Genomic DNA, 23808 nt, shown 5'->3' on the forward strand with positions numbered 1-23808 from the left:
CTTGAGGAGCGCCATGTGAAACGTTTCAAGTAACTAAATAGTTAGATAGATATTTGGTCAGGTTGGCGAAGGTGCAACAGTACGATTACATCATAACCGGCGGTGGTTCAGCGGGCTGCGTCCTGGCCAGCCGGCTGACGGAAGATCCCGATGTGACGGTTCTGCTGCTCGAAGCCGGCGGCGAGGACCGCAATATCCTGTTTCACTGGCCCGCCGGCTTTGCCAAGATGACGAAGGGCATCGCCTCGTGGGGCTGGGAAACCGTGCCACAGCGAAACATGAATGACCGTGTGCTCTGGTATACGCAGGCAAAGGTCGTCGGCGGCGGCTCCACCATCAACGCGCAGGTCTATACCAGGGGCAATGCCGTCGATTATGACGCGTGGCGCGATCAGGCCGGCTGCGAGGGCTGGGGCTATCGCGAAGCGCTGCCCTATTTCAAGCGCTCGGAAGGCAACCAGGTCTTTAGCGACGACTATCACGGCGCCGACGGCCCGCTGGGCGTATCGCAACCGGTCGCGCCGCTGCCGGTAGCCTGGGCGTTCATCCGGGCGGCGCAGGAATACGGCATTCCGTACAATCCCGACTTCAACGGCGCCCGGCAGGCGGGAACCGGTTTCTATCAGCTGACCCAGCGCGATGCCCGCCGGTCCTCCGCGTCCACCGCGTTTTTGAAGCCCGCCATGAGCCGGCCGAACCTGACGGTCAGGACCGGTGCGCAGGCGTTGAAAGTTGTCGTCGAGAACGGCAGGGCGATCGGCGTCGACTATTCCGCCGGTCAAAGCGTGCACACCGCACGGGCTTCCCGCGAGGTGCTCGTCACATCCGGGGCCATCGGGTCGCCGCGGCTTCTGCTTCTATCCGGAATCGGGCCTGCCGATCATCTGAAATCGGCCGGTGTCGGCGTCGTTCATGATCTGCCCGGAGTCGGGGAAAACCTGCACGACCATCTCGACCTATTCGTCATCGCCGAGTGCGCGGGACGCTATTCCTACGACCACTACGGCAAGTGGCATCATGCGTTGCGGGCGGGTGTGCAATATCTGCTCTTCCGAAACGGTCCGGCCGCCTCGAGCCTGTTCGAGACCGGCGCATTCTGGCGGTCCGAGCCGGGCGAGGGACCTTGCGATCTGCAGTTCCATTTCGGTCAGGGCTCGGGGATCGAGGCCGGCGTGGCGGCGATGAAACAGGGCGGTGTGACGCTAAACGCAGCCTATATGCGGCCGAAATCGCGCGGCACCGTGCGGCTGAAAACCGCGGACCCCGCCGACGCGCCGCTGATCGACCCCAACTACTGGCAGGAGCCGGAAGACCGGCAACGCCATATCGAGGGCCTTAAAATCGCCCGTGACATCATGCGCCAGCCGGCACTGCAGCCTTTTCTCAAGGCCGAACGCCTGCCCGGCCCGGATGTGCGCAGCGATGCGGATCTCTTCGAATATGCCTGCGCCAACGCCAAGACCCAGCATCACCCGGTGGGAACGTGCAAGATGGGCACTGACGACATGGCGGTCGTGGATGCGGAGCTGAAGGTTCGCGGCATCGACGGGCTGAGGGTGTGCGACTCTTCGATCATGCCCTCCATAAACTCATCGAATACCAATGCGCCGACGCTCATGATCGGTGAGAAGGCGTCCGACATGGTGCGCGGACTGCCGCCACTGCCGCCGGCGATATTCGAGTATGAGCGAAACGAGCCGAGACAGACAATTCGGGCACACCAGGCATAGGGCAGGAAACAATGTTCACGACACACGGGCTTCAACATATCGGTTTCACCGTTCCCGACATGGAGGAGGCGGTTACCTTCCTGACGGAACTGTTCGGTGCCGTGACGGTCATGGAGTGCGGTGCGGTGGATGTGGACGATGCATTCATGCTGACGCGGCTCGGCGTGCCCGAGGGCTGCAAGATCACCGATCAACGGGTTCTGCAGGTAGGCGAGGGCGGCGCCCTCGAACTGTTCGAATATTCGGGCACGTCGGGCCCCCAGAGCCTGAAACACAATGGCGAAGTCGGCGCCATGCACATCGCGTTCGAAGTCGACAATGCCTATGCCGCCGCGGAGCGGATGCGCGAGGCCGGCGTTGATGTGCTCGAAGGTCCGACGCTGATCGAAGGCGGACCGATGGACGGGCTGGTCTGGCTTTATCTGCGGGCCCCGTGGGGACAGTATTTCGAGGTGGTCAGCGCCGATCGTCCGCTTGGATATGAGGCCGAAGGCGGGCCGAAAATGTACTCGCCGAAGGCGTAGGAGTTCCGGCACCGTCAATTCGTGTGTTGGATGGGTGGTTTGTTGAAACGTTTCAGCAAGCCTTAGATTGGAGGAAATCATGAAACATTTCAAAACACTTGTCGTTGCGGGCGCGGTATCGCTTGTTTGCGGCGGATTGGCTTCGGCCGGCGAGTTCGACGACGTCGAACTGAAGATGCTGGCCATCGGAGACACATCGGTCACACGGCTCGCCCCCATTGTGGGCGAATTCGAGGAACTGACCGGCGCCAAGGTTCAGATCGACCAGTTCCCCTATCCGGGTTTGATCGACAAGATCGTCATCGAGGCAAGCGCCAATACGCCAAGCTACCAGCTGATGTGGGTGGACAGCCCGTGGGTCGGCGTGCTGGGCGAGTCCGGCGCGCTGGAGGATTTGACCGACCTGGTCAAGCGGGACGCGGCGGAAATCAATCTGGATGACATCGTGCCCATTCAGCTCCAGGAAAACACCTGGCAGGGCCGGCTCCTGGCGTTTCCCGCATCCGGCATGATCTGGCATCAGAACTACCGCAAGGACCTTTACGAGCACCCCGACGAACAGGCCGCCTTCAAGGCCAAATACGGCTACGACCTGGCTCCGGCCCAGACCTGGGACCAGTATATCGACATTGCCGAGTTCTTCACCCGCAAGGCCGGCGACACGCTTGCCGGCGAGACGCTGGAAAAGGACTTTTACGGCAATGCACAGGCCTATAGCCGTGTGGCCGGTGCCATCACCCATGACTTCTTCCCGATCATGCGTTCCTTCGGCGGCCAGTACTGGGATCCGGAAACCGGGCTTTGCGCCATGGACGGGGAGGCCGCGCTGGCGGCTGCCGAAGTCATGAAGAAGCTCGTGGCATTCAACCCGCCGGACTATCTCGGCCTGATGTGGGACATCCGCACCGGTTACATGGAACGCGGCGAAACCGCCCAGTCCTCCTACTGGTCGGTGCGTACGGTCCGGCTGACCAATCCGGACGAGGCGGTGCTGCCGACCATCGGTGAAGCCGGCTATGCGCCAAGCCCGACCGGCGACGGCAATGCGCAGCCGACGATGACCGGCGCGCTCAGCTTCGGCATCAACTCCAAGGCGACCGAGCGTGAGAAGGAAGCCGCTTGGGCGTTCATCAAATGGGGCACGTCGCGGGACATGATGCGCCGTTTCGCCAATGAGGGCTCCGGCGTCAGCCAGTTCCACAAGTCGATCCTGTCCGATGCAGGCCTGCAGGAGAAATATCCCTACTACCAGGTGCTGCTCGACACGCAGGAAAACGCGCAGCGGCGGATCTTCCACCCGTTCTATGCGGATGTCGAGGAAGTGTTCGGCGTCGAGTTGAACAAATACATGGCCGGCGAGACGGAAAGCGCGCAGGAAGCGCTGACCAATGCCTGCACCAAGATCAACACGCGGCTCAAGGTGTTCCCGCAGGATATGCGGTTGCGCTGGATCGCCGATCCAAAGGCTGAAATCTTCAACTAGGTTTCGGCATGCACCGCTCCCGGAAACTCCCAATCCGGGAGCGGCTCCCTGCAAATCTTGAGCGTGGTCCATGGCTTACATCAGAAAACGCAACCGCAAGATCTTCCTGATCTTCATGATGCCGGCGGTGCTGGTGCTATTCGGCACCACGATCTATCCGATGCTCTATGCGGGCTATCTGAGCTTCCGCAGCTACGACCTGGCGAAGCTGTTCGTGCCGCGCGTCTATGTGGGATGGGCAAATTACCGGGAGATCCTTTCATCGTCGGAGTTCCTGCACACGCTGATCGTGACGTTCAAACTGATGGCGATGACCCTGTCGGTTCAACTCGTGCTCGGCGTCGGCATAGCGCTCCTGGTCACGCAGCGGCTGCCGGGAATGGGCGTGGCGCGCACCCTGCTGCTGATCCCGATGATGATATCGCCGGTCATCGTCGGCCTCGTATGGTTGTTTCTGTATTTTCCCGAACTCGGATATCTGAACTATTTCCTGAGCTTCCTGGGCCTTGGTCCCTATGCCTGGATCACGTCGACCGACTGGGCATTGTGGGCGATCGCGATCGCCGATATCTGGCAGTGGACGCCCTTCGTCATGATGGGCACGGCCGCCGCGCTGACAAACCTGTCGCCCGAACCGTTTGAAGCCGCCAAGCTGGACGGCAACTCGCCCTTTGATGTTTTCTGGCGCGTGACGCTGCCGCAGATCAGGCCGGTGCTGATTTCACTGATGTTCCTGCGGGCCATCGACGCCTTCAAGATCTACGACATCATCTTCGTCCTGACCAAGGGCGGGCCGGGCGATACCACGGAAGTGTTGTCGATGTTCATCTACCGCCAGTCCTTCACATTCTGGCGCATGGGCGTGGGCGCGGCGGCGTCCTTCGTTTCGCTGGTGATCATCGTCGTGCTGATCACGCTGTTCTTCAAATCGCTCAACCGCGATCCGCACCAGGCCTGAGGAGAAGGCGCATGAACCGTCCAAACCGTCGCCAGGCCGTCCTTGTCTATCTTCTTCTGGCCGTTGTGCTGATCGTGTTCCTGACACCGATCTACATTATCGCCTCGTCGTCGGTGAAGCCGACGCCGATCATGTTCCAGAAGCCGCCGGCCATGGTTTTCACGCCAACTTTCGAGCACTACACGCAGCTTTTCGCCACGCGTCCATTCGCAAAGTTCATGCTGAATTCGCTGATCGCGGCGCTCGGATCGACAGTCTTCAGCCTGACATTCGGCTCCCTTGCCGCCTACGCGATCAGCCGCATCCGCCACAAGCGCATGAATGACGTGGCATTCTGGATCCTGTCGATGCGCATGTTCCCGCCGATTGCAGTGGTCGTGCCTTACTACATCATCTTCAAGGCATCGGGCCTGCTCGACACGCCGCTGGCGCTGATCATCATCTATTCGACCGCAAACATTCCGCTGACCGTATGGCTGATGAAGGGGTTCTTCGACGAGGTGCCGAGGGCGCTGGAGGAGGCGGCGGCCATCGACGGCTACGGGCTGTTGCAGATCTTCTGGTACGTGACATTGCCGCTCGCCGCGCCCGGGCTCGCGGTCTCGGCGGTGTTCTGTTTCATCTTTTCGTGGAACGAGTTCATTTTCGCACTGATGCTCACCGGATCGAACGCACAGACGGTGACCGTCGCCGTCATGTCGTTCTGGTCGTCCGATGCCGTCCAGTGGGGCCGGATCATGGCGGGCTCCTTCATCATTCTCATCCCCGGGGTGATTTTTGTGCTGACCTGTCAGCGCTGGCTGGTCCGCGGCCTGACGATGGGTTCGGTGAAGTAGGCGCGGTGCCGCAATAAAGAGGAAACGGTTGATGTCGTCCATAGAGCTCAAGAAGGTTGTCAAACGCTACGGCGCCGTCGATGTCGTGCACGGCATCGATCTGGAAATCGCCGAAGGCGAATTCGTCGTCCTGCTCGGCCCGTCCGGCTGCGGCAAGACCACGACCCTGCGCATGATCGCGGGGCTGGAAGACGTGTCGGACGGCGAATTGTCGATCGGCAACCAGGTCGTGAACGCCGTCGCGCCAAAGGATCGCGGCGTCGCGATGGTGTTCCAGAACTATGCGCTTTATCCGCATATGACGGTGCGCCAGAACATGGAATTCGCGCTGCGGCCGCTCAGGCTCGCGCGATCGGAAACGGACCGGCGGATAAACGAAACGGCTGTCCTGCTGGGGCTCGACGAACTGCTGGCGCGCAGGCCATCGCAGCTTTCGGGCGGACAGCGCCAGCGCGTTGCGATGGCGCGGGCGCTGGTGCGGACCCCTGACGTCTTCCTCTTCGACGAGCCGCTGTCCAATCTGGATGCCAAGCTGCGCACCCAGGTCCGCCTGGAGATCGGAAAGCTGCACAAGCGGCTGGGCACCACGATTGTCTATGTCACCCACGACCAGGTGGAAGCGATGACGCTGGCCGACAAGATCGTCATCATGCAGGACGGTCACATCGAGCAGACGGGCAGTCCGCAGGAGGTCTATACCAGGCCCCGAAACCGTTTCGTGGCCACATTCATCGGCAGTCCGGCCATGAACATCGTCCCGGCGACGATCAGCGACGGCAAGCTTGTCGGCGATCATGTCAGCGTGGAGATACCGGAGCGCTTCAAGAAACGCGTGCAAGCGGGACAGAAGGTGGAGTTCGGCATTCGCCCGACGGAAATTTCTCTGCTCGACGGTGCCGAGCAGGCAACGGCCACCGCGCGTGTGGAGGTCACCGAATATCTGGGCGACGAAGCGTTGCTCGATCTGCGTATCGGCTCGCAGGAACTGATCGCGGAAGTTCCGGCAAACCAGTGTCCGGCTGAGGACGCCGAGGTTCGGCTTCGCTTCAATCCGGAGGCGCTGCACATTTTCGATGCCGAAACCGGCATGTCCCTTGAGAACCAGGCGAGGTAGCGACGATGGCGACCGAGATCATCTTCCCGGCGAAAAACACATTCGCGCTGGGCGACTATCAGGATACCCCCCTCGAGCCCGACGAAATCCGCGGCGACACCGTCGCCACGCTGATCAGCCAGGGAACGGAGCTGGCCTGGGCCGGCGGCGACGACTTTCCCATCCGTCCCGGCTACGGGGCGGTGTTCCGCGTCACGCATACCGGCGAAGCGGTGAAGGACATTGAAGCAGGTGAACTGCGCTTCTGCATGGGCCATCATCGCTCGACGCAGCAATATCCGGCGCGGTTCACCATGCCGGTGCCCGCGTCGGTCGATGCAGAAACCGCGGTCATCGCCAGGCTGATGGGCGTTTCCATGACGACCCTGATGACCACCAGCGCGCGTCCGGGCGACCAGGTGATCATCTCCGGCGCTGGCCCGGTGGGTCTTTGCGCCGCCCATAATTTCCGCATTGGCGGCTACGAGGTCTCGGTTGTCGAGCCCGACGCGCTGCGCCGCGACCAGATGCGGGCCTCGGGCATTGAATCGGTCTTTTCGGCCATGCCGTTCGACGATGCCGCGCTGGCGAAGAAGGTCCGGCTGGTGGTCGATTGTTCCGGACACGAAGCCGCCGTATTGGATGCCTGCAATATGGTTGCCCAAGGCGGCGAAGTCGTTCTGGTCGGTGTGCCCTGGCGGCGCCATACCGACCTTTCCGCGCACGAGATCATGCATTCGGTGTTCTTCAATTTCGTTCAGCTTCGATCGGGCTGGGAGTGGGAACTGCCGATCGGCTCCAGGGGCTTTGTCTGGGAGGAATTGCTGGAGGGTTACAACAATGCCTCGCACAGCATCTTTTCCGGCTTTGAGCGCGCTTTGAGATGGCTGGAGGAGGGGCGGCTGGATTTCGCGCAATTGCGGCGCCTGGTCAAACCGGATGATCCGGCTTCGCTTTATGACGCGATCGGCAAGCGCGCGATCGAAGAACCGCTCATCGTGTTGGACTGGACATAGCTGCTGCGGCGGCTCCGGGAGCCCATCGTCGCGGGCGTTGACAGGCGCGGTGTCGATCTGTCAGACCCGCCGGCATGCAGGAAAACCATTGTCTGAGACCGGTGGCGGAAGAGGATATCGAAGCGCTCCATTCGCTTTTGTCGGTGGAGGCGGTGTTTTTCTACCTTGCCGACGGCGTGAAACCCGAAAGGTCGATTGCCGCCGGCTGGGTGGACGAAAGCCTGTCCGATTTCGAGCGTTTCGACGTCGGTATCTGGTGCCTTTCGGGCCAAACGGACGGACAGATTTCAGGGCTTGCCCGCCTTTCCGACTATGACCACGGTACGATGCAACTGACCTACCTGCTCCATCCCGATATGTGGGGAAAGGGCCTTGCGACCCGCATGGCGCATACGGCGCTCTCGATGGCATTCCGAGGCGATCACGTTTGCGAGGTATGGGCCGGCGCGGACAAACCCAATGCGGCTTCGATTTCCGTCATGCAGCGTCTTGGGATGGCGTTCCAAAAGGACGTCCAATATCCGGCGGGAGAAGGGGTCGAATACCGGATCACCCGCGCGGACTTCGACCCTCGCCGCATGGAGAGGTTGCCGATTTGCACATAGGGCGGCGCAAGGAGGCCGGTATCAAGCGGCCTTGATCGCAAATTCGAGGTCGAGATCCGCGCCTTCGGTGTTCGCTGACGCTGCTTTTGGGGTATCTACATCCGTTTTTGGATTCCAGGGCCTGTCGGCAGTTGTCACGTCTTTTGCCCATTGCAGGATCGAGGGCCATCGCTCGACAATTTGCGCCAGCGCCGCATCGCCGCCATGCGGTTTCATGCGCAGGGACATGCAGGTCGGGAACCATGGAACATGGTCGGTTCCAAGAAAGACCTCGGCGTTCTCACGGGCAATCTGTATGACGGGAACGCCCAGGCCGGCGGCGAGATCCGAGACCGAGACACCGACGGAGATGACCACATCGCATGCACCGAGCAGGCTGCAGGCGCCGACGAGATCGTTCTTCTGATCGAGATTTCCATAATGGTGGAGGGGAAGTCCCAGATCCCTGATGGTCTGGACTTCCTCGTCACCGCAATCATATTGCACATTGACCCAGCGACAGTTGGGCAATGCCTTGAGCGGCTCCAGTTGCTCCGCCTGGAGGAAATACCGGTCGCGTGACGTGGCCTGGTGAGACGAGCGCCAGCATACGCCGATCAGCGTTTCGCCGGGATCCACCGCAAGCTGGGCGCGCAGGGCCTGCTCGGCATCGCAGAAGCGCCGGATCCAGGGCACCTGCCTTTCATCGAAGTCCTTGACGGCGGGCCGGAAGATCGAACCGAGCGAGCCGACCGGGATCTGATAGTCGAAATGCGCATAGGCGTCGTCGCCCCGGCATTCCGTCGGACCCTCATCGGCGATTGTCGCCCAAGGGAAGGAGTGCTCCCAGACAGCCGACAGCTTGGGCGAGCATTCGAATGTCACGGCACCGCCACGTTCCTGAAGATCCGCAATGATGGACGCATAGCGCACTTCGTCACCGATACCCTGCTCGCGCCAAACGAGCAGCTTTTTCCCCTCAAGCGGCTCGCCGGTCCAGCGCGGCACGCTGAACTGCCGGCGTTTGGAAGGGAATTCGGGCCGCTGCCAGCGGGCCTCATAATTCTTGTAGCCTTCCTCGAGATCGCCGTTCTTGATTTGAAGAAGGCCGAGATTGTAGCGCCCGATCGTATGGTCGGGCTTACTTTCAAGCAGGGTCTTGTGATACGCGATCCCGTCGTCGAGCTGCCCGGCCTCGGCGTAGCAAAGCCCCAGCAGCATCACGTAATGGTGTTGCAGGTTGGTCTCGACATCCACCCATTTCTTGAGAAGCGCAATCGCTTCGTCCATGCGGCCGTTGATGCGAAGATACGAAACCTCGACGCTGTCCAGCTCCGCCTGCTCGTCGATGCTCAACATCGACCTGTCGATCGTATCGAGATGCGCGACGATATAGTCGAAATCCTCAAGCCGCTCGGCGATATGCAGCCTTTGCAGCAGCAGAGCCGGCGTGATTTTGCTGCAGGCCGCCAGCAGCTTGTCCATGGCGGCTTCTGCGCGCTTGTACTGGCGGTTGTCGATGAGAATTTCGACGATGTTGAGCATCGGATCGACCTGGGTGCGGTCGAGGTGATGAGCGCAGTTGAATGCGGTGAAAGCGGCCTGATAGCGCTCCACCTTTCTCAGTGCGATGCCGAGATTTTTCCAGGCATCGTACATTTTCTGGTCGACCTGGGTGGCGCGCTTGAACTGCGCGATCGCCGCTTCGACCTCATTCATCTGAAACAGGATGACACCCAGCGAATTCAGCATCAGGGCATCGTCGGGCTTTAGTTCCGTTGCCGCATAGACCTTGACCAGTGCGCCGTTCAGGTCATTGCCGGCCCGCAAAGCCAGCCCGTGAAAATGCAGGAGATCGGCGCTTGTGTAGCCCTGGGCGGCGAGCCGGTTGCACAGTGGCAGGCTTTCGGCAAATTTACCGCGCTTCTGAAGCGAATGGATCTTCTTCAGCAGTTTGGCCGGTGGTGCGTTTGTATTGACGGTTTTCAGGGCAAGATTGGTCATGATGTGCAAAGCCGGTCGGTTTGCTCGCGTTTCGCGAAGGGAGACGGGTTGTGGTTGCCGACCCGTCGTACAGTCCCATGATTAGTGGATGAGGCTTGTGCGTGGCTGATCCGGGGGCCGTTGCGCTCAGGTCGCGGCCGCAATCAGCTCATCCAGCAGCGCCGGCAATGCGTCGAGATCGGTAATCGTATTCTGCGCATCGAATTCGGGGCTCGCTTTGCGGTCGCGGTGTATGCCGGTCAGCACCCTGACTGTTCTGGCGCCAATGCGGTTAAGATTGACGAAGTCCTTGGATGGGTTGTCGCCGACATAGATCATATCGGACCAGTCGCAGCGTTCGCCTTTCCGGATCCGTTCGAAACAGTGGGTGGAGGGTTTGGCGTTGTGCCTGCCGAAGCGGTTGGTGATCATGACCCGCCGGAAATCCGGCCAAAGCCCGAGCGCATCGACCTTGTTCTTCTGAACGATCTTGTGCCCGTCGGTGACGAGATAGAGCGGAAAGACGGTGCGGTAGCGGTCGAGGACTGCACGCGCGGCCGGAAAAAGAGACAGTGCCGGCCGGTGGTGACGGTAGACCTTCACACACTCCTTCACGCGTCCTCTGGTGCATTCGCCCTGCGCGGCGAGCCAGTCGTCGAAGATGCTGCCGCGGCCCTTGCGGTCGAGAATCCCGGTCATGAATTGCAGCGACGTTTCTGCGTCCCAGCCGAACTCGGCTTCGCCATGGTTTGCCACCGCCCGCAAACCGCTGATCACGAAGCTGCGCTCGTCGTAGAGCGTGTCGTCGAGGTCAAAGATCAGGATCATGGAGGATGATATCCTCGGGCATGCGCACCTGGCGCAGCTCGCCCGCGATCCGATGGAAATGCTGCGGGGCATCCGGCATGTGAAATTCGGCGAGGCTCCAATAAAGGGAATCGAGCCCGGCGGCGATGGATGCGGTCGATGCGCCGCCGAAGCGTGCGTTGCACTCGATGACATTCAATTCGCCGTCATCCGTAACGATGGCCTGAAGCACCACGGGGCCGCGCAATTGCAATGCGCCAAGGACCTGCCGGGCCTTTTCTTCGATCTCGGGATCGCGGAAAGTCGTCGTCGTCTGCGATTCACCGCCGACGACCCTGTCACGCCGCCGCAGGATAAGGCCGCGCGGACGGTGGGCGTTGTCCATCCATGCATCAATGCTGATTTCAGGCCCGGCGACAAAGGGCTGGAAGATCGGTGCGGCCAGGCGCGCGGCATGCGAAAGTGCCTCTTCGCGGTCAAGATCAAGACCGATGCCAAGCGATCCGGCACCGAAGCGCTCCTTCACCACAAATCGCGTTGCGGCAAGAGAATCCGTATCGGTCGAGGCCGGAATGAAGGGCAGACCTGCCTCGGCGCCGAATTGCGTGAAAGCGAGCTTGTCGAGGCAGCGTTCCACGCTTTGGGGCGGCGAGACGATGATGTCGATCCCGGCCTCGGCGAAGGCGTCCCTCGCCTTTGCCCAAAACAGCAACTCACCGTCGCGCGTGGGCAGGACGGTTCCGATCTCGTGTTTGCGGCACGCTTCGATCAGCTCTCCGGGCGATACCGAATCGAGGCGCGGCATCTGCCAGAAACCGTCCGCGGCGTGCCGTGCCGGCGCGTCGGGGTCCATATCGCCGGCGATCACCCTGGCGTCGGCCGATATTCGCGCCGCCGCCTGCTTCATGGCGCGCACGAGCGGCGCCTTTCTGGAAGCGCTGGTGATCAGCACGTTTCGGTGTTTGCCCTTGGTTTCCGTCGCATGGAGCCTGGCGCGCTCATGGGCGATGATTTCCGGTATGGCGGTTTCAAGATCGTAACCGGGCACCCAGCCGAGTGCCGTCTCGAGCTTATTGACGTCCGCTTGAGACGCTTCGAACGGGATGTCGGAATCCGCGGTTTCCGCTTTCATATCCGGGAAATGGCCGCGCAGTATCTCGACAATGTCCGAGACCCTGCGCGCCCGGCCCGTTCCAAGATTGATGATGCCCGTCACCTGCTCGCAGGCCGCGAGCCGCAATAGGCCTTCGGCCGAATCCTTCGCATAGATGTAGTCGAACAGCCCCTCGGGCCGGAACACGGTGATCGGTTCGCCGTGAAGCAGGGCACGGACCCAACGCGAGATGACATCGCGCGAATTGCGGCCGTATCCGCGATAGATGCGCGCCATGACGGTCGTGAACCCGTAGCGGTCGAAACCGTCCAGAAACTGCAGTTCGATCTCATGGGCCAGCTTTGCCATGCCGGTCAGGTTGCGTGGCCGGACCGGATCGGCTTCGGCAAGCGCGACCGGCGCCGCCTGCGCCGTTTCAAACTGATAGAGGTCGGGATCGTAGATGAGATAGGACGAGGCGAAAATCACCCTTTTCAGGCTGGGCAGGTCGCGGGCGATCGTCATCAGGTGATGGCTGAGCCGAATGTTGTGCCTGAAGTTTTCACTCCAGAATTCCGCGGACTCGGTGGAACGCTCGAAGGTCGCCGCGAGATGGATGAATATATCCGGCCCGAAGGCGCCGAGTTCCTCTCGCCCCATGCCATTCAAGTCGCCTTGCCGGTATCGAACCTGCGGGGGAAACTGTGATGGTCGCGGCTTGAGGTCGCCGACCAGAACCTCGGCGCCGCGATCGACGAGCTGGGCGACCATCTCGAGGCCGATGACGCCCGCACCGCCGCTGACAAAGACTCTCCGGCCCTTCACCTTGTCTGTTCTCCCTCGTCGCCGGCGATGCATCCGTGCATTATCGAATCGACCGGCCGCCCATCCAGGTGCACATGCTGCCTCAGGCAACCTTCCCTGCAAAATCCGGCCTGTTCCAGCGTTTCCATGTGCTGCCGGCGGATCGCGTAGGTCTCGGTGTAGAGACGGTTCAGCCCGAGGTCCTCGAATGCGAGGCGTTTCATGAGCTGGAGGAAACGAGCGAACAGGGCGGCACGGCTTTCGCTCTGGCGTTCATGCTTCGGATCGAGCAGGAAGGAAAGCTCGGCCCGCTTGTGTTCCCAGGCAATGTGGACCAGGCCTCCATAGCCGACCGGTTGCCCCTCGCGCAGGTAAATGAGCAAAATGTTGCGCGGATTTTCTACTTGCTTGTCCGGCCAGATCGTTTGTTCAAAGTAGCTTTGTTGCGCTTCCGGTGTGATCGGTTCGGCTTGCCGCAGGACGTCCACCTGTGCATTGCGCCATTGTCGTATCGTCTCGATATGCTCCGGCTCAACCGCGCGAACCGCGAGCGATCCGTCGCGCAACTCTGTCTGCGGCATGCAGTGATAGGCGCCCGCGCCGTTGTCTTCGGGATTGTGCTCTGGGATCATGCCGTGATCCTTCCTGTCGACGTTCCCATGTTGCACGATCAGCTCCGGGGCGAAAGAAAGGCGGTGATGTTCCGGCCAAGCCCGACATCGGCGAGAGCCGAATAGAAACGGCCGGCCGCCGCGACACCTGCGGCGCCGATGAGGCGTTCGAGCTGCAGGCGTGCGCTGTGCGCCGCCGGTCCTTTCGAACGGTCGCGAACATAGTTGGAGCCCTCATGGGCCAGAAAGAGATCAATCGGAAAATCGGCCTGCATGTCCCGGCAGTCCCACCCGGTCGCCTCGGCCGTGCGTTTCAGGCTTTCGGCCGTGAAATAGGACATGTGATCGGGAATGGCGATCCAGAACCGGTCCGCAATGGCGCAGCTTTCAAGCAGTTCATCGTGAAAGGCGTTGCCGTCGTTCGGAACGGTCACAACGAGCATTCCGCCCGGCTTCACCAACCGGTGCAGAAGTTCGAGAAGGTCGACCGGTTCGAGAACATGTTCGAGCACATTTGCGAGCCACACCAGATCGTGGCGTTCACCTTCCGCTATGCGGCGCTCGAGGATTGAAAACAGATCGCCATCTTCGACACGATCGGCAATGGCAGGGTTCATGGCTTCGACGCCCGCGCGGCTGAAATCGATCCCTTCGACCTGCCAGCCCAGGCTCTCGAACGCTGCGAGAACGAAGCCTTCGCCGCAGCCGACATCGAGGATACTGCCAGGCCGTTCGCGGCCCAGAAGCTCCAGCGCCCACGCGCGGCGCTGTTCGATGCGAAGCCCGATGACCTCGAGTTCCTCCGGCGGGTAGACGGTGCGATAGTTTCCCTTTTCGTTCTGGAAATAGGTGTTCCTGTAATAGGCGGCGAGTTCCGCGGCGGACGGCTTGTCCGCGACTTCCAGAAAGCCCAGTTCGTGCCGCTGGAGACGCGGATCGTTCATCCGAAGATCCTCTCGTGCTTCCACTCGGCAATCGTCCAGTCTTCCTCCGTGTCTATGTCCTGCACCTGGGTCGACGGCAGGACGACCGACCCGGTATTCGGCCCCAACAGGACCCTTTCGCGCAAGAACACGTCCGTCTTGAACCAGTACCACTGACCGGCGTCATGAAAGGCGGGTGGCAAGTCCTGCGACCGCGTGTTCAGGTTTTCCGGAAAATTCATCCGGAGCCGCCCTTCCGGGTCGCGGTTCAGCGAGCGCCAGATGGGGTAGCTGAAGGCCGCGACCGGCATGATGACGTCGAACCCGTCCGCGGCGAGCCGCCGCTTCCCGTCGGTAATGTCGCTTGAGCGCATGAAGGGCGCGGTGGGATAGATGCAGCAACCGAACGCGAACTCACGACCCGAGGCGCGGTAGCGATCAAGAACCTCAAGCAACACGTCGCTCGTCGTTGCTGTGTCGTCGGCCGTGCCCGCCGATCGCATGAAGGGAACCAGAGCGCCGCAGGACCGCGCGACCGAGGCGATTTCCTCATCATCGGTGCTGACCATGACCTCATCGAATGCGCCGGATTCCAGCGCGGCTTCCACGGACCAGGCGATGATCGGCCGGCCGCGAAAACGCCGGATGTTCTTGCGCGGGATCCGTTTGCTGCCGCCGCGCGCCGGGATGATCGCGACGCTTGCTGTCATTGCACGTCCAGTCCGCCGGCGATCATTGAAACATCGAGCGGCTCGCCGAATTCCAGATCGCGCGCCGCCTTGCGGCCGAGAACGGCATCGAGGTGCTTCGGTTTGAGACCGAGGCCCGGGCGGATCGATCGCACATTGTCGCTGGTGAAGATCTCATCCCGCGCCACCGGCTTCATGATGTACAGCGAACGCCGGTTCTTCAAGACAGAAGCCTCGGATCGGGTCGGATGATACATTGGCTGGCCCATGGCGGCTTGCGCGATGCGCGCGTTTTCGACAAGTTCGGCGAGTTCCGCCGGCTCCAGCGAGAAGGCGCTGTCGACACCGCCGTCCGACCTTGCGAGGGTAAAGTGCTTTTCGATCACCGCCGCTCCGAGCGCTATGGCGGTCGTGGCAACGGCGGTGCCGAGCGTGTGATCCGAAAGACCGGTAACGACGCCGAAGCGCTCCCGGAGATCCGGTATCGTCGCCAGATTGGCTTCCTCCGGCGGTGTCGGATAGGCCGCCGTGCAATGCAGCAGTACAATATCTTCAGCGCCGCCCGAACGTGCGGCAGCCAGCGCTTCACCGATCTCGTCAAGGCTTGCCATGCCTGTCGAGATGATCATCGGTTTTCCGGTGCCGGCGATCTTCCGGATCAGGGGAAGGTCGATGATCTCCGGCGACGCCACCTTGTAGGCCGGCGCGTCGAGGCCTTCGAGAAAGTCGACAGCCGTCGGATCGAAGGGTGAGGAGAACACGGTGATGCCGATTTCGCGTGCCCTGGCAAATATCTCAGGGTGCCATTCCCAGGGCGTGTGTGCTTCCTCGTAGAGCTCGAACAGCCGCCGGCCGTCCCACAGGCCGCCATCGACGACGAATTCCGGTCCGTCGTGATCGATGGTAATCGTGTCCGGGCGGTAGGTCTGCAGTTTGACGGCGTCCGCGCCGGCTTCTTTCGCGGCTTCGAGGATCCGGAATGTCCGCGCCAGGTCGCCATTGTGATTGCCGGACATTTCGGCGATCACATAGGGCGGTTGATCCGGCCCGATCCGGCGGCCGGCGATCTTTATCGTTGCTGGCTGTTTCATCGATCACTCCGCATTCGCGTCACCGGCTTCAATTCAAGAGCCCGGCCAGGGCATCGACCACCTCATCCTGCATCGCCTCAGTCATCGCCGGAAAGAGCGGCAGGCTGATTGCCTCGGCGTAGTAGCGCTCGGCTTCCGGGAAGTCGCCGTCGGAAAAGCCGAGATCGCGATAATAAGGCTGCAGATGCACGGGGATGTAATGAAGGTTCACTCCAATTCCCGAAGCGCGCAAGCCTTCAAAGACCGCGCGATGCCGTTCGGCGGATATTCGTACGATGTAAAGATGAAATGCCGATCGGGAGGCAGTGGTGCGCCCGGGCCTGGATATCGGCATTCCACCCAGCATCCGGTCATACCGGTCCGCCAGCGCATTGCGCCGCGCGACATAGTCCTCCAACCGGGCGAGTTGCGCATGACCCAGCGCAGCCTGGATGTCCGTCATGCGGTAGTTCCAGCCGAGCTCGATCTGCTGGTAGTACCAGGGCCCGTCCGGCGCATGCGTCATAAGCTCCGGATCGCGCGTGATGCCGTGACTTCTCAGGCGCGCCATATGGGACGCCAGCTCGGCATCCTGTGTCACGGCCACGCCGCCTTCGCCCGTAGTGACGATCTTGACCGGGTGAAAGCTGAACACGGCAATGTCGCTGTATTCGCAACTGCCGACCGGCCCGCCGCCACAGGATGCGCCGACGGCATGTGACGCGTCCTCGATGACGCGCACCCCGTAGCGGGCAGCAAGGGCGCCGATGGCGGCCATGTCGCATGAGAGCCCGGCCAGATGAACGGGGATGATGATTTTGGGAAGCCGGTCTGCGGAAGCGGCCTGTTCGAGTTTTTCCTCCAGCCGTGAGGGGCACATATTTCCGGTCGCGGGATCGATGTCGACAAAGTCGACCTGCGCTCCGCAGTAGCGGGCGCAATTGGCTGAGGCAACGAAGGTTACGGGCGATGTCCACAAAAGGTCGTCCGGCCCAAGGCCGAGGGCGACACAGGCGATATGCAGGGCGGAGGTGGCGCTGTTCACCGCGACCGCGTGCGCCGCGTCTACCCTGGCGGCAATCGCGGATTCGAAGTGCGGCACGGCAGGTCCCTGGGTGAGGAAATCGGACCGCAGGACGTCGGCCACCGCGTCGATGTCGTCCTGCCGGATATCCTGCCTGCCATAGGGGATCATTATATGGCACCGATCCTGTTCTGGTTCACCTCGATCCAGCTATTGAGTTCGGCGTCGCACATCCATTCGGTGTTGTTGTCGCTGGCATAGGTGAAGCCTTCGGCCACCCGGACGCCATCCTTGATCCGGTAGGGATCGGACGCCCAGTTGTTGATCACCGGCAGGATCTTGAAATGCCCCGGATATTCGTAGGTGTAGGGCGCATCCTCGATGCCCACCATCTGCTCGTGCACCTTCTCACCCGGGCGGATGCCGATGATTTCCTGCTCTGCGTCCGGGGCGATGACACGAGCGATGTCGGTGACCTTCATGGATGGAATCTTCTTCACATAGATCTCGCCGCCGACCATGTCCTCGAAGGCGTGCCAGACGAGCTCCACGCCCTGCTCGAGCGAGATCATGAAACGCGTCATGCGCGGATCGGTGATCGGCAGCACGCCCTTTTCGCGTACCGACATGAAGAACGGAATGACGGAGCCGCGCGAGCCCATCACATTGCCGTATCGCACGACGGCAAAGCGGGTGTCGTGCTCGCCCGCATAGGAGTTGCCGGCAACGAACAGTTTATCTGATGCAAGTTTGGAGGCGCCGTAAAGGTTGATGGGGCTTGATGCCTTGTCGGTCGACAGCGCCACGACGCGCTTCACACCCTTGTCGATGCAGGCATCGATCAGGTTCATCGCGCCGTTGACATTGGTCTTGATGCATTCGAACGGATTGTATTCGGCTGTCGGGACGATCTTGGTCGCTGCCGCATGGACAACGTAGTCGACACCGTCGAGCGCGCGATAGAGCCGGTCCTTGTCGCGCACATCGCCGATGAAGAATCTGAGGCGTTTGTCACCGTCGAATCTTTTGGCCATTTCCCACTGCTTCATCTCATCGCGGGAAAATATGACGAGACGCCGGGGATCGTATTTCTTGAGGGTCTGCGGAACGAAAGCGTGACCAAATGAGCCTGTGCCGCCGGTAACGAGAATAGAGGCGTTTGTCAGCATTCTTGTCGGTCTGTCCTACATGATGTTCCGTTGTCCGGTGTGTGGGCAGAGAAGCGGTCCGGGCGAACGGAAATCGGATCCGTTTAGGCGCAACCGACAGCCGAGGGCTCGCCTTGTACGCCCGCCCGGCAACATCCGCCCATGCCGCCAGGCGTGCGGAGAATCGCATACCGGGCTGGAGCGAGCCTTGCGGATCGTGCGGTTGCCTGAAGGTTCGGCAGTCCGTCGCGTCGCGCGTGAGCCTATCCTTGCAATTCCTCGAGAATCCCGGCAAGCAGGTCCATGCCGGCGCCCCAGCCTTTGCCGATGCCTTCCATTGCCGCGGCGAAACAGGCGATTTCAGCGTCGCTTGCCTCATGCGGGGTCCAGGTCAGGCGCATTTTCGTGCGGCCGCCGACATCCTCGAAGGTCACGATCGTCAGCAGGACACGCGGCCAGTCGGGCATCATCGGATTGGCAATCACGTTCCATTCGGCATCGGCAACCGAATGCAGCCAGACAAGGCGCTCAGGCGGGATCACTTCCGTGTATTCGACGCGTTCGTAGTTCGAATTGCCACCCCACTGCATTTCATTGAGCCAAAGACCGCCCGGCCTGACATCCAGTTGATGAACAATGGTCTCGACGTTCGGGCCGTACCAGCGCGAAAGCAGCTCGGGTTCCGTCCAGGTCCGCCACACAGTCTGCCTCGGGGCGTCAAATTCGCGTTCCAGCACATAGGTCGGCAATTCACTCATCTGCGGCTCCCTTTGGTTCGGCCTGTTTCAACTCTTCCAGAAGGCCGTCCAGTTCATCGAAGCTGGATGACCAGAACCGCCTGAATTCCTCAAGCCAGCCTATGGCGGCCTGCATCGGGGCGGCGTTAAGCCGCGCGGGACGGCGCTGGCGGTCGATTTCGCGCTCGATCAATCCGGCCCGTTCGAGGACCTTGAGATGTTTGGAGATCGCCGGCTGACTTATCTCGAACGGTTCGGCCAGCTCACCGACCGAAGCCTCTCCGGTGGCAAGGCGCGCAAGAATCGAGCGGCGGGTCGGATCTGCGAGTGCCGCGAAGACGGCATCGAGATTTTCAGGTTGCGATTCATAATCACTCAGTTTCATAACTCAATGGTTATATAAATTGTGGGCACTGTCAACCAGGCCGTTCAACGCTCTTGCAGGAGCTGTGAGTCCGGAAGTCAGGACAGATATTCTGAGAACCTGTCGTCGGACAGAAAAGCCCGCCGCCCCTCGGCCTTGATCCCGGCGAGCTGCGCCTCATTAAGGTAGGGGCCGACAGCCTGATCCATGGAAGGTCTGGCCTTCAAACGGCGATACCAGTCGGTGACCCGCGGGAAGCGGGATTCCCAGAGGCCTTCAAGGCCGAGGCACTCGATCCGGTATATGTATGAAAGCGGCAATGTGTCGGCGAGCGAAAAGTCATCGCCCATGAGCCACGGACCGTTTTCCAGTTCGGCCTCAATGCTGGCGCACATTTTCGAAAGCCCGCCGAAGGCCACGGGCACGTAGTCGGATGACGGGCCGTTCTCGATCAGATCGCGCAGTTTGCGCGCCCTGATGCGGTTGGGCAGCTTGGCGTAGCGGGCTTCCAGTTCTTCGGCCGGCTTCTTGAGCAGCATCGTTCTCTGGTAGCTGGCGAAGGTCAGCGTGTTGACGTGGTCGTGATATTCGAGGGTATTGGTGCCCCACACGCGGGTCCTGGCCTGGAGATAGGGATCTTCCGGCATCAGCGGGTTGGTGTCCGAGAGCGTGTCGACATATTCGGCGATGATGCTCGATTCGAAGATGCGGCGACCGTCATGTTCGAGTACCGGCACAACACCTTTCGGATTTATCTTCAAAAACTCCGGCGTAAGCTGTTCGCCATCGGGAAGGCTGATATGAACGCTTTCCCATTCCAGTTGTTTCTCCGCGAGCACGATGCGGGCCTTGATGGAGCATACGGAGTTTCCGTTGTGGTAGAGCTTGAGCATATGCGTTCCTTGCCACAGTGGTATCTCGACACAATCAATGTATCGACATTTGATACGATTGTACCGCTTTACGGTCAATCCTTGTCGTCTTGCCCAAAGTGGTCCAGCACCTCATCGAGTGAATCGAAGAACGGGGCATTGCCGAAACGCTCGCGCAATTGCCGATGGCTCCCGGTATTAATGTCATCGACGTCCTGCGCAAAAACCAGCGTCACCGGTCGGGCGCTGAGTGTCTCATGTATTTCGTGCAGTGCGGCGGCGGCGGTGTAGTCAACATCATCGACGGCCGATACGTCGATGCAGAGCCATTTCAACGGCGGCTCGGCCCGTTCGGCAAGTTCCAGAACCTCGTCCTTCATGCGTTCGGCATTGGCATAGTACATGCTGTGGCCGAAGCGGTAGATCAGCAGGCCGGGCAAGGCCTGGGCATTGGTGTCGAGCGACCTGGCGCGCCAGCGGCCGGACGTCTCGCGCACAAGCAGAAGATCCTTCGGGCGGTAGCCATGTCTTGTGTGCACCACCAGCGAAAACAGGATCGCGAATATGATGCCTTGCTCGACCCCGAAGGCGACAACGACCGCAGCCGTGATCAGCGCTACCCAGAATTCCGAGCGCCGCCTGCGGTAAATGTCACGCATGCCACGGACATCAATGAGCTTGAGGCCGATCAGGAAGACGACGGCCGACAGGACCGCCTGCGGCAGATAGCTCAGCGGACGGGTCAGGAAAAGCAGTGTGACGAGGGCGACCAGCGCAGCCGCCAGCAGCGACAACTGGCTCCTGCCGCCGGCGCTGTCGACCATTTCGGTCTTTGTCGGGCTGCCGTTGACGACAAAGGTTCCGGTAAGGCCGGCGCCGAGATTCGCAGCGCCGAGCGCCGTCAGGTCCTGTGTCTCCTGAAGCTTCTCGTGATAGCGCGCCGCATAGGCCCGCGCCGTCGCGGCGCTCTGTGCCAGGATGACGATCAGCATGGCAAGGGCGGTGGGAAGCAGTTGCCAGATGAGCGCAAAGCTGAGTTCGACATTCGGAAAGCCAAGGCTCGGCAAGCCCATGGGGATGCTGCCGACCAGCGGCATGAATTTGCCCAGGTCGAGCGCCCAACTCACCACGATCGCTCCGATGACGGCAATCATGGCGCCGGGAATGTTGCGTTTCAGCCTTTTCGACAGCAGGTGCCCGCCTATGATGACGGCAAGGACTGCGACAGCGAGAAGCACGGCCGGCGTATTGATATTGAACGAGCGCTCGACATCCAGCCACAACATCATGATGGTGCCGCGGTGCGGTGCGTGGAACCCGAAAAGGTCGGAAACAGCGCGCAAGGCGACTTGAATGCCGACCCCCGTCAGAAAACCGACAAGAACGGTCCGCGAAAGGAAATCGGCCATGAAGCCGAGACCGATGGCGCTTGCCGCAAAAAGCATAAGGCCGACGATGAGCGCGAGCAGGCCGGCAAGAGCGACATATTCTGCCGAGCCGATAGCCGCCATGCCGGCAAGTCCGCTTGCCAGGATTGCCGCGGTCGCCGAATCCGCACCGACCACAAGATGGCGCGAGGATCCCAGTAACGCGAAGAGCGCGGCCGGTATCAGCAACGTATACAGGCCGGTGATGACCGGCATGCCGGCAATATTCGCGTAGCCCATGACCTCGGGGATAGCGAGGGCTGCAAGCGTGAAGCCGGCGATGATTTCGGACGGTATCTGCGAGCGTTGCAGGGGCAGCATGCCGGCGAGCGGCCTGATACGCAGTCGCGCTGCCATCTCATGAATAGCCGACATCGCCGTCCGCAGTCCCCATTTTCGTCTTTGCGCGCACGCACGTTACATGGCGAGCAATATCATGTGTCGTCGGGAAAAGGCGAGGGGGAGGTGGTTTGGTGCCGGGAAGGTGGCAACGACAGCGGTCATCAAGACCGGATCACCCAGGCGCGCGGTATAGCCGGTATTCGATGCCGCTGTCGCAGGGTTGTCTTCTAGCCCCACTGTCCGTTGCCAAACTGTGGCAATAGCCACAAAACAGCAAAGAAGCTCGGTGCGCTGCAAATAAGAACGGTCAATGGTGTACATTGTTTCTTAAATGAGATAAATTCCCGTATATGAGAGATGGCGTCGTATCAGCTGAGGCCCTTGATCGCGCAATGGCGGACCGCCTGAAAACATTGCGGCTGGAACGTGGCTGGTCTCTGGAAGCACTTTGCGAGCGTTGCGGCGTGAGCAGGGCGACACTGTCGCGCCTGGAGAATGCGGAGGTCAGTCCGACGGCGCAGGTGCTCGGCAAGTTGTGTTCCGCCTTCGGCCTGACCATGTCGCGCCTGATGGCGATGGTGGAGACGGGCTTTGTGCCGCTGGTGCCGTGCGAGAGCCAGCAGACATGGCAGGATCCGAAGAACGGCTTCCTGCGAAAGAACATATCACCGCCGTCTCAGGCCCTGGCCGCGGAAATGGTCGAATGCCGGCTCGCGGCGGATGAGGCAATCGACTATCCCCATCCGCCCGATCACGATATCGAGCATCACCTCTATATGCTTGAAGGCTGCCTGAAGCTTACGATTCATGGCGAGGACTTTCTGCTGAACGAGGGCGACTGTCTGCGCTACCGGCTGCGCGGCGCAAGCAGGTTCAGCACCGGCAAAGAACAGGCGGCCCGATATCTTCTTGTGATCGTGTGAGGCCGGATGAACGGGTTCGAAATCTTCAAGGTGAACGATGAAACGCTCCGGCGACATGTCGATGGGTTCGCGCAAGTGCTGAATGCGAGTGTCAACGGTGGCGCCAGCATCAGTTTCGTGCAGCCCCATACGATGGAAGACTCAAGACGGTTCTGGCTTGATGCGGTCCTGCCTTCACTCGATGGCGACAGGCGGCTCCTGCTGGTCGCGATGGCAGGCGATGCGGTGGCCGGGACTGTTCAACTCGATTGCGACATGCCGCCCAACCAGCCGCACCGTGGCGAGGTTCTCAAGCTGATAGTCCACCCCTCCTTCCGGCGGCGGGGTATCGCGAGGGCGCTTATGCGCGATCTCGAATGCCATGCCCGCGCGCGCGGGCGGATGTTGCTGACGCTCGATACGGCGAGTGCGGAGGCGGAAAGATTATATGCATCGCTCGGTTTTGCGCGGGCCGGGGCCATTCCGGGATTTGCGAGGGATCCCATCGATGGTCGGCTTGAGGCGACGACACTCATGTACAAGCAGCTGTAGACGGCCAGGGCCAGGGCCGGGCTTGGTGCGGGCCTTTGCCTGGCCTGCTTGCGCTCCGGCGGAATGTTGCCTTCTGCGTGGCAAGCGCCTGCCGGCCAATTCTGTCCGTTTTTTAATATTCAGGCTTTTGAAACAGCCATGACACATACCTATATGGGTTAGGTCTAATCGACATTCAGGATTCATTTTTGGTTTGATGTGTGATTCATGGGTATCCAGATTCGATTGTCTGGAGC

General features: G+C 61.0%; 23 protein-coding genes. 10 read left to right on the plus strand and 13 right to left on the minus strand.

Going from position 1 to position 23808, the window contains the following annotated elements; translation table 11 throughout:
* The first annotated feature begins 71 nt into the window (after window positions 1-71).
* From OOZ53_RS24970 to OOZ53_RS25005, 8 genes are all read left to right on the plus strand, one after another.
* Window positions 72-1730: a GMC family oxidoreductase gene (locus OOZ53_RS24970; RefSeq protein ID WP_271092510.1), complete on the plus strand. Its 1659-nt coding sequence runs from the start codon at window positions 72-74 to the stop codon at window positions 1728-1730.
* An 11-nt stretch (window positions 1731-1741) separates the two neighbouring features.
* Window positions 1742-2254 carry a VOC family protein gene (locus tag OOZ53_RS24975; RefSeq protein ID WP_271092511.1) on the plus strand — a complete coding sequence of 171 codons (513 nt, stop codon included), beginning with the start codon at window positions 1742-1744 and terminating at the stop codon, window positions 2252-2254.
* 79 nt (window positions 2255-2333) lie between these two features.
* A complete protein-coding gene (locus OOZ53_RS24980; protein ID WP_271092512.1) occupies window positions 2334-3737 on the plus strand; it encodes an extracellular solute-binding protein in 1404 nt (467 codons plus the stop codon).
* Between the two features lie 70 nt (window positions 3738-3807).
* Entirely contained in the window at window positions 3808-4695 is an 888-nt protein-coding gene (locus OOZ53_RS24985) for a carbohydrate ABC transporter permease (protein WP_271092513.1), read from the plus strand.
* Between the two features lie 11 nt (window positions 4696-4706).
* Window positions 4707-5531, plus strand: coding sequence for a carbohydrate ABC transporter permease (locus OOZ53_RS24990; RefSeq protein ID WP_271092514.1), 825 nt, complete (start codon window positions 4707-4709; stop codon window positions 5529-5531).
* A 31-nt stretch (window positions 5532-5562) separates the two neighbouring features.
* Window positions 5563-6645 (plus strand): ABC transporter ATP-binding protein, encoded by a 1083-nt coding sequence (locus OOZ53_RS24995; RefSeq protein ID WP_271092515.1) that lies wholly within the window; start codon window positions 5563-5565, stop codon window positions 6643-6645.
* A 5-nt stretch (window positions 6646-6650) separates the two neighbouring features.
* Window positions 6651-7640, plus strand: a complete 990-nt coding sequence (locus tag OOZ53_RS25000) for a zinc-binding dehydrogenase (protein ID WP_271092516.1) — start codon at window positions 6651-6653, stop codon at window positions 7638-7640.
* 74 nt (window positions 7641-7714) lie between these two features.
* Window positions 7715-8245, plus strand: a complete 531-nt coding sequence (locus tag OOZ53_RS25005) for a GNAT family N-acetyltransferase (protein WP_271092517.1) — start codon at window positions 7715-7717, stop codon at window positions 8243-8245.
* 21 nt (window positions 8246-8266) lie between these two features.
* Here OOZ53_RS25005 and OOZ53_RS25010 read toward each other — a convergent pair whose 3' ends face one another.
* From OOZ53_RS25010 to OOZ53_RS25070, 13 genes are all read right to left on the minus strand, one after another.
* Window positions 8267-10228, minus strand: coding sequence for a tetratricopeptide repeat protein (locus OOZ53_RS25010; protein ID WP_271092518.1), 1962 nt, complete (start codon window positions 10226-10228; stop codon window positions 8267-8269).
* Between the two features lie 126 nt (window positions 10229-10354).
* Window positions 10355-11035, minus strand: a complete 681-nt coding sequence (locus OOZ53_RS25015; protein WP_271092519.1) for an HAD family hydrolase — start codon at window positions 11033-11035, stop codon at window positions 10355-10357.
* Window positions 11019-12932, minus strand: coding sequence for an NAD-dependent epimerase/dehydratase family protein (locus OOZ53_RS25020; protein WP_271092520.1), 1914 nt, complete (start codon window positions 12930-12932; stop codon window positions 11019-11021). Before OOZ53_RS25020 ends, OOZ53_RS25015 begins: the two co-directional genes overlap by 17 nt.
* Window positions 12929-13579 (minus strand): GNAT family N-acetyltransferase, encoded by a 651-nt coding sequence (locus tag OOZ53_RS25025; protein ID WP_271092521.1) that lies wholly within the window; start codon window positions 13577-13579, stop codon window positions 12929-12931. The genes OOZ53_RS25020 and OOZ53_RS25025 overlap by 4 nt, the downstream gene beginning before the upstream one ends.
* Window positions 13580-13581: 2 nt before the next feature.
* Window positions 13582-14466: a class I SAM-dependent methyltransferase gene (locus OOZ53_RS25030; protein ID WP_271092522.1), complete on the minus strand. Its 885-nt coding sequence runs from the start codon at window positions 14464-14466 to the stop codon at window positions 13582-13584.
* Window positions 14463-15155, minus strand: coding sequence for a pseudaminic acid cytidylyltransferase (gene pseF / locus OOZ53_RS25035; RefSeq protein WP_271092523.1), 693 nt, complete (start codon window positions 15153-15155; stop codon window positions 14463-14465). Before pseF ends, OOZ53_RS25030 begins: the two co-directional genes overlap by 4 nt.
* Window positions 15152-16225, minus strand: a complete 1074-nt coding sequence (pseI, locus tag OOZ53_RS25040) for a pseudaminic acid synthase (protein WP_271092524.1) — start codon at window positions 16223-16225, stop codon at window positions 15152-15154. The genes pseF and pseI overlap by 4 nt, the downstream gene beginning before the upstream one ends.
* Before the next feature lie 28 nt (window positions 16226-16253).
* A complete protein-coding gene (gene pseC, locus OOZ53_RS25045) occupies window positions 16254-17399 on the minus strand; it encodes a UDP-4-amino-4,6-dideoxy-N-acetyl-beta-L-altrosamine transaminase (RefSeq protein ID WP_271092525.1) in 1146 nt (381 codons plus the stop codon).
* Window positions 17399-18397: a UDP-N-acetylglucosamine 4,6-dehydratase (inverting) gene (gene pseB, locus OOZ53_RS25050; protein ID WP_271092526.1), complete on the minus strand. Its 999-nt coding sequence runs from the start codon at window positions 18395-18397 to the stop codon at window positions 17399-17401. The genes pseC and pseB overlap by 1 nt, the downstream gene beginning before the upstream one ends.
* Before the next feature lie 242 nt (window positions 18398-18639).
* Window positions 18640-19134: an SRPBCC family protein gene (locus OOZ53_RS25055; RefSeq protein WP_271092527.1), complete on the minus strand. Its 495-nt coding sequence runs from the start codon at window positions 19132-19134 to the stop codon at window positions 18640-18642.
* The gene (locus tag OOZ53_RS25060) at window positions 19127-19498 is read right to left on the minus strand and encodes an ArsR/SmtB family transcription factor (protein WP_271092528.1); all 372 of its coding nucleotides are present in this window, start codon (window positions 19496-19498) and stop codon (window positions 19127-19129) included. The genes OOZ53_RS25055 and OOZ53_RS25060 overlap by 8 nt, the downstream gene beginning before the upstream one ends.
* A 77-nt stretch (window positions 19499-19575) precedes the next feature.
* Entirely contained in the window at window positions 19576-20370 is a 795-nt protein-coding gene (locus OOZ53_RS25065) for a glutathione S-transferase family protein (protein ID WP_271092529.1), read from the minus strand.
* A gap of 74 nt (window positions 20371-20444) precedes the next feature.
* Window positions 20445-22133, minus strand: a complete 1689-nt coding sequence (locus tag OOZ53_RS25070; RefSeq protein WP_271092530.1) for a SulP family inorganic anion transporter — start codon at window positions 22131-22133, stop codon at window positions 20445-20447.
* 377 nt (window positions 22134-22510) lie between these two features.
* Here OOZ53_RS25070 and OOZ53_RS25075 point away from each other — a divergent pair, with 377 nt between their 5' ends.
* Together OOZ53_RS25075 and OOZ53_RS25080 are read left to right on the plus strand one after the other, a co-directional pair.
* On the plus strand, window positions 22511-23041 hold the full coding sequence (locus tag OOZ53_RS25075) for a helix-turn-helix domain-containing protein (RefSeq protein WP_271092531.1): 531 nt from the start codon (window positions 22511-22513) through the stop codon (window positions 23039-23041).
* 6 nt (window positions 23042-23047) lie between these two features.
* Window positions 23048-23572 (plus strand): GNAT family N-acetyltransferase, encoded by a 525-nt coding sequence (locus tag OOZ53_RS25080; RefSeq protein WP_271092532.1) that lies wholly within the window; start codon window positions 23048-23050, stop codon window positions 23570-23572.
* Window positions 23573-23808: the final 236 nt, after the last annotated feature.

It is taken from the genome of Allohoeflea poritis, from assembly GCF_027889715.1.
Classification (GTDB): Bacteria; Pseudomonadota; Alphaproteobacteria; order Rhizobiales; family Rhizobiaceae; genus Hoeflea_A; species Hoeflea_A poritis.

Excerpts from the sequence above, each read along its gene's own strand:
- OOZ53_RS24975 (WP_271092511.1), top strand. The coding sequence starts at position 1,742 with ATGTTCACGACACACGGGCTTCAACATATCGGTTTCACCGTTCCCGAC.
- pseF (WP_271092523.1), bottom strand. The coding sequence starts at position 15,155 with ATGACAGCAAGCGTCGCGATCATCCCGGCGCGCGGCGGCAGCAAACGG.
- OOZ53_RS25010 (WP_271092518.1), bottom strand. The coding sequence starts at position 10,228 with ATGACCAATCTTGCCCTGAAAACCGTCAATACAAACGCACCACCGGCC.
- OOZ53_RS25075 (WP_271092531.1), top strand. The coding sequence starts at position 22,511 with ATGGCGGACCGCCTGAAAACATTGCGGCTGGAACGTGGCTGGTCTCTG.
- OOZ53_RS25065 (WP_271092529.1), bottom strand. The coding sequence starts at position 20,370 with ATGCTCAAGCTCTACCACAACGGAAACTCCGTATGCTCCATCAAGGCC.
- pseI (WP_271092524.1), bottom strand. The coding sequence starts at position 16,225 with ATGAAACAGCCAGCAACGATAAAGATCGCCGGCCGCCGGATCGGGCCG.
- pseC (WP_271092525.1), bottom strand. The coding sequence starts at position 17,399 with ATGATCCCCTATGGCAGGCAGGATATCCGGCAGGACGACATCGACGCG.
- OOZ53_RS24990 (WP_271092514.1), top strand. The coding sequence starts at position 4,707 with ATGAACCGTCCAAACCGTCGCCAGGCCGTCCTTGTCTATCTTCTTCTG.
- OOZ53_RS25055 (WP_271092527.1), bottom strand. The coding sequence starts at position 19,134 with ATGAGTGAATTGCCGACCTATGTGCTGGAACGCGAATTTGACGCCCCG.
- OOZ53_RS25070 (WP_271092530.1), bottom strand. The coding sequence starts at position 22,133 with ATGGCAGCGCGACTGCGTATCAGGCCGCTCGCCGGCATGCTGCCCCTG.
- OOZ53_RS24980 (WP_271092512.1), top strand. The coding sequence starts at position 2,334 with ATGAAACATTTCAAAACACTTGTCGTTGCGGGCGCGGTATCGCTTGTT.
- OOZ53_RS25030 (WP_271092522.1), bottom strand. The coding sequence starts at position 14,466 with ATGAACGATCCGCGTCTCCAGCGGCACGAACTGGGCTTTCTGGAAGTC.
- OOZ53_RS25000 (WP_271092516.1), top strand. The coding sequence starts at position 6,651 with ATGGCGACCGAGATCATCTTCCCGGCGAAAAACACATTCGCGCTGGGC.
- OOZ53_RS25060 (WP_271092528.1), bottom strand. The coding sequence starts at position 19,498 with ATGAAACTGAGTGATTATGAATCGCAACCTGAAAATCTCGATGCCGTC.
- OOZ53_RS24995 (WP_271092515.1), top strand. The coding sequence starts at position 5,563 with ATGTCGTCCATAGAGCTCAAGAAGGTTGTCAAACGCTACGGCGCCGTC.
- OOZ53_RS25005 (WP_271092517.1), top strand. The coding sequence starts at position 7,715 with ATGCAGGAAAACCATTGTCTGAGACCGGTGGCGGAAGAGGATATCGAA.
- OOZ53_RS24985 (WP_271092513.1), top strand. The coding sequence starts at position 3,808 with ATGGCTTACATCAGAAAACGCAACCGCAAGATCTTCCTGATCTTCATG.
- pseB (WP_271092526.1), bottom strand. The coding sequence starts at position 18,397 with ATGCTGACAAACGCCTCTATTCTCGTTACCGGCGGCACAGGCTCATTT.
- OOZ53_RS25080 (WP_271092532.1), top strand. The coding sequence starts at position 23,048 with ATGAACGGGTTCGAAATCTTCAAGGTGAACGATGAAACGCTCCGGCGA.
- OOZ53_RS25015 (WP_271092519.1), bottom strand. The coding sequence starts at position 11,035 with ATGATCCTGATCTTTGACCTCGACGACACGCTCTACGACGAGCGCAGC.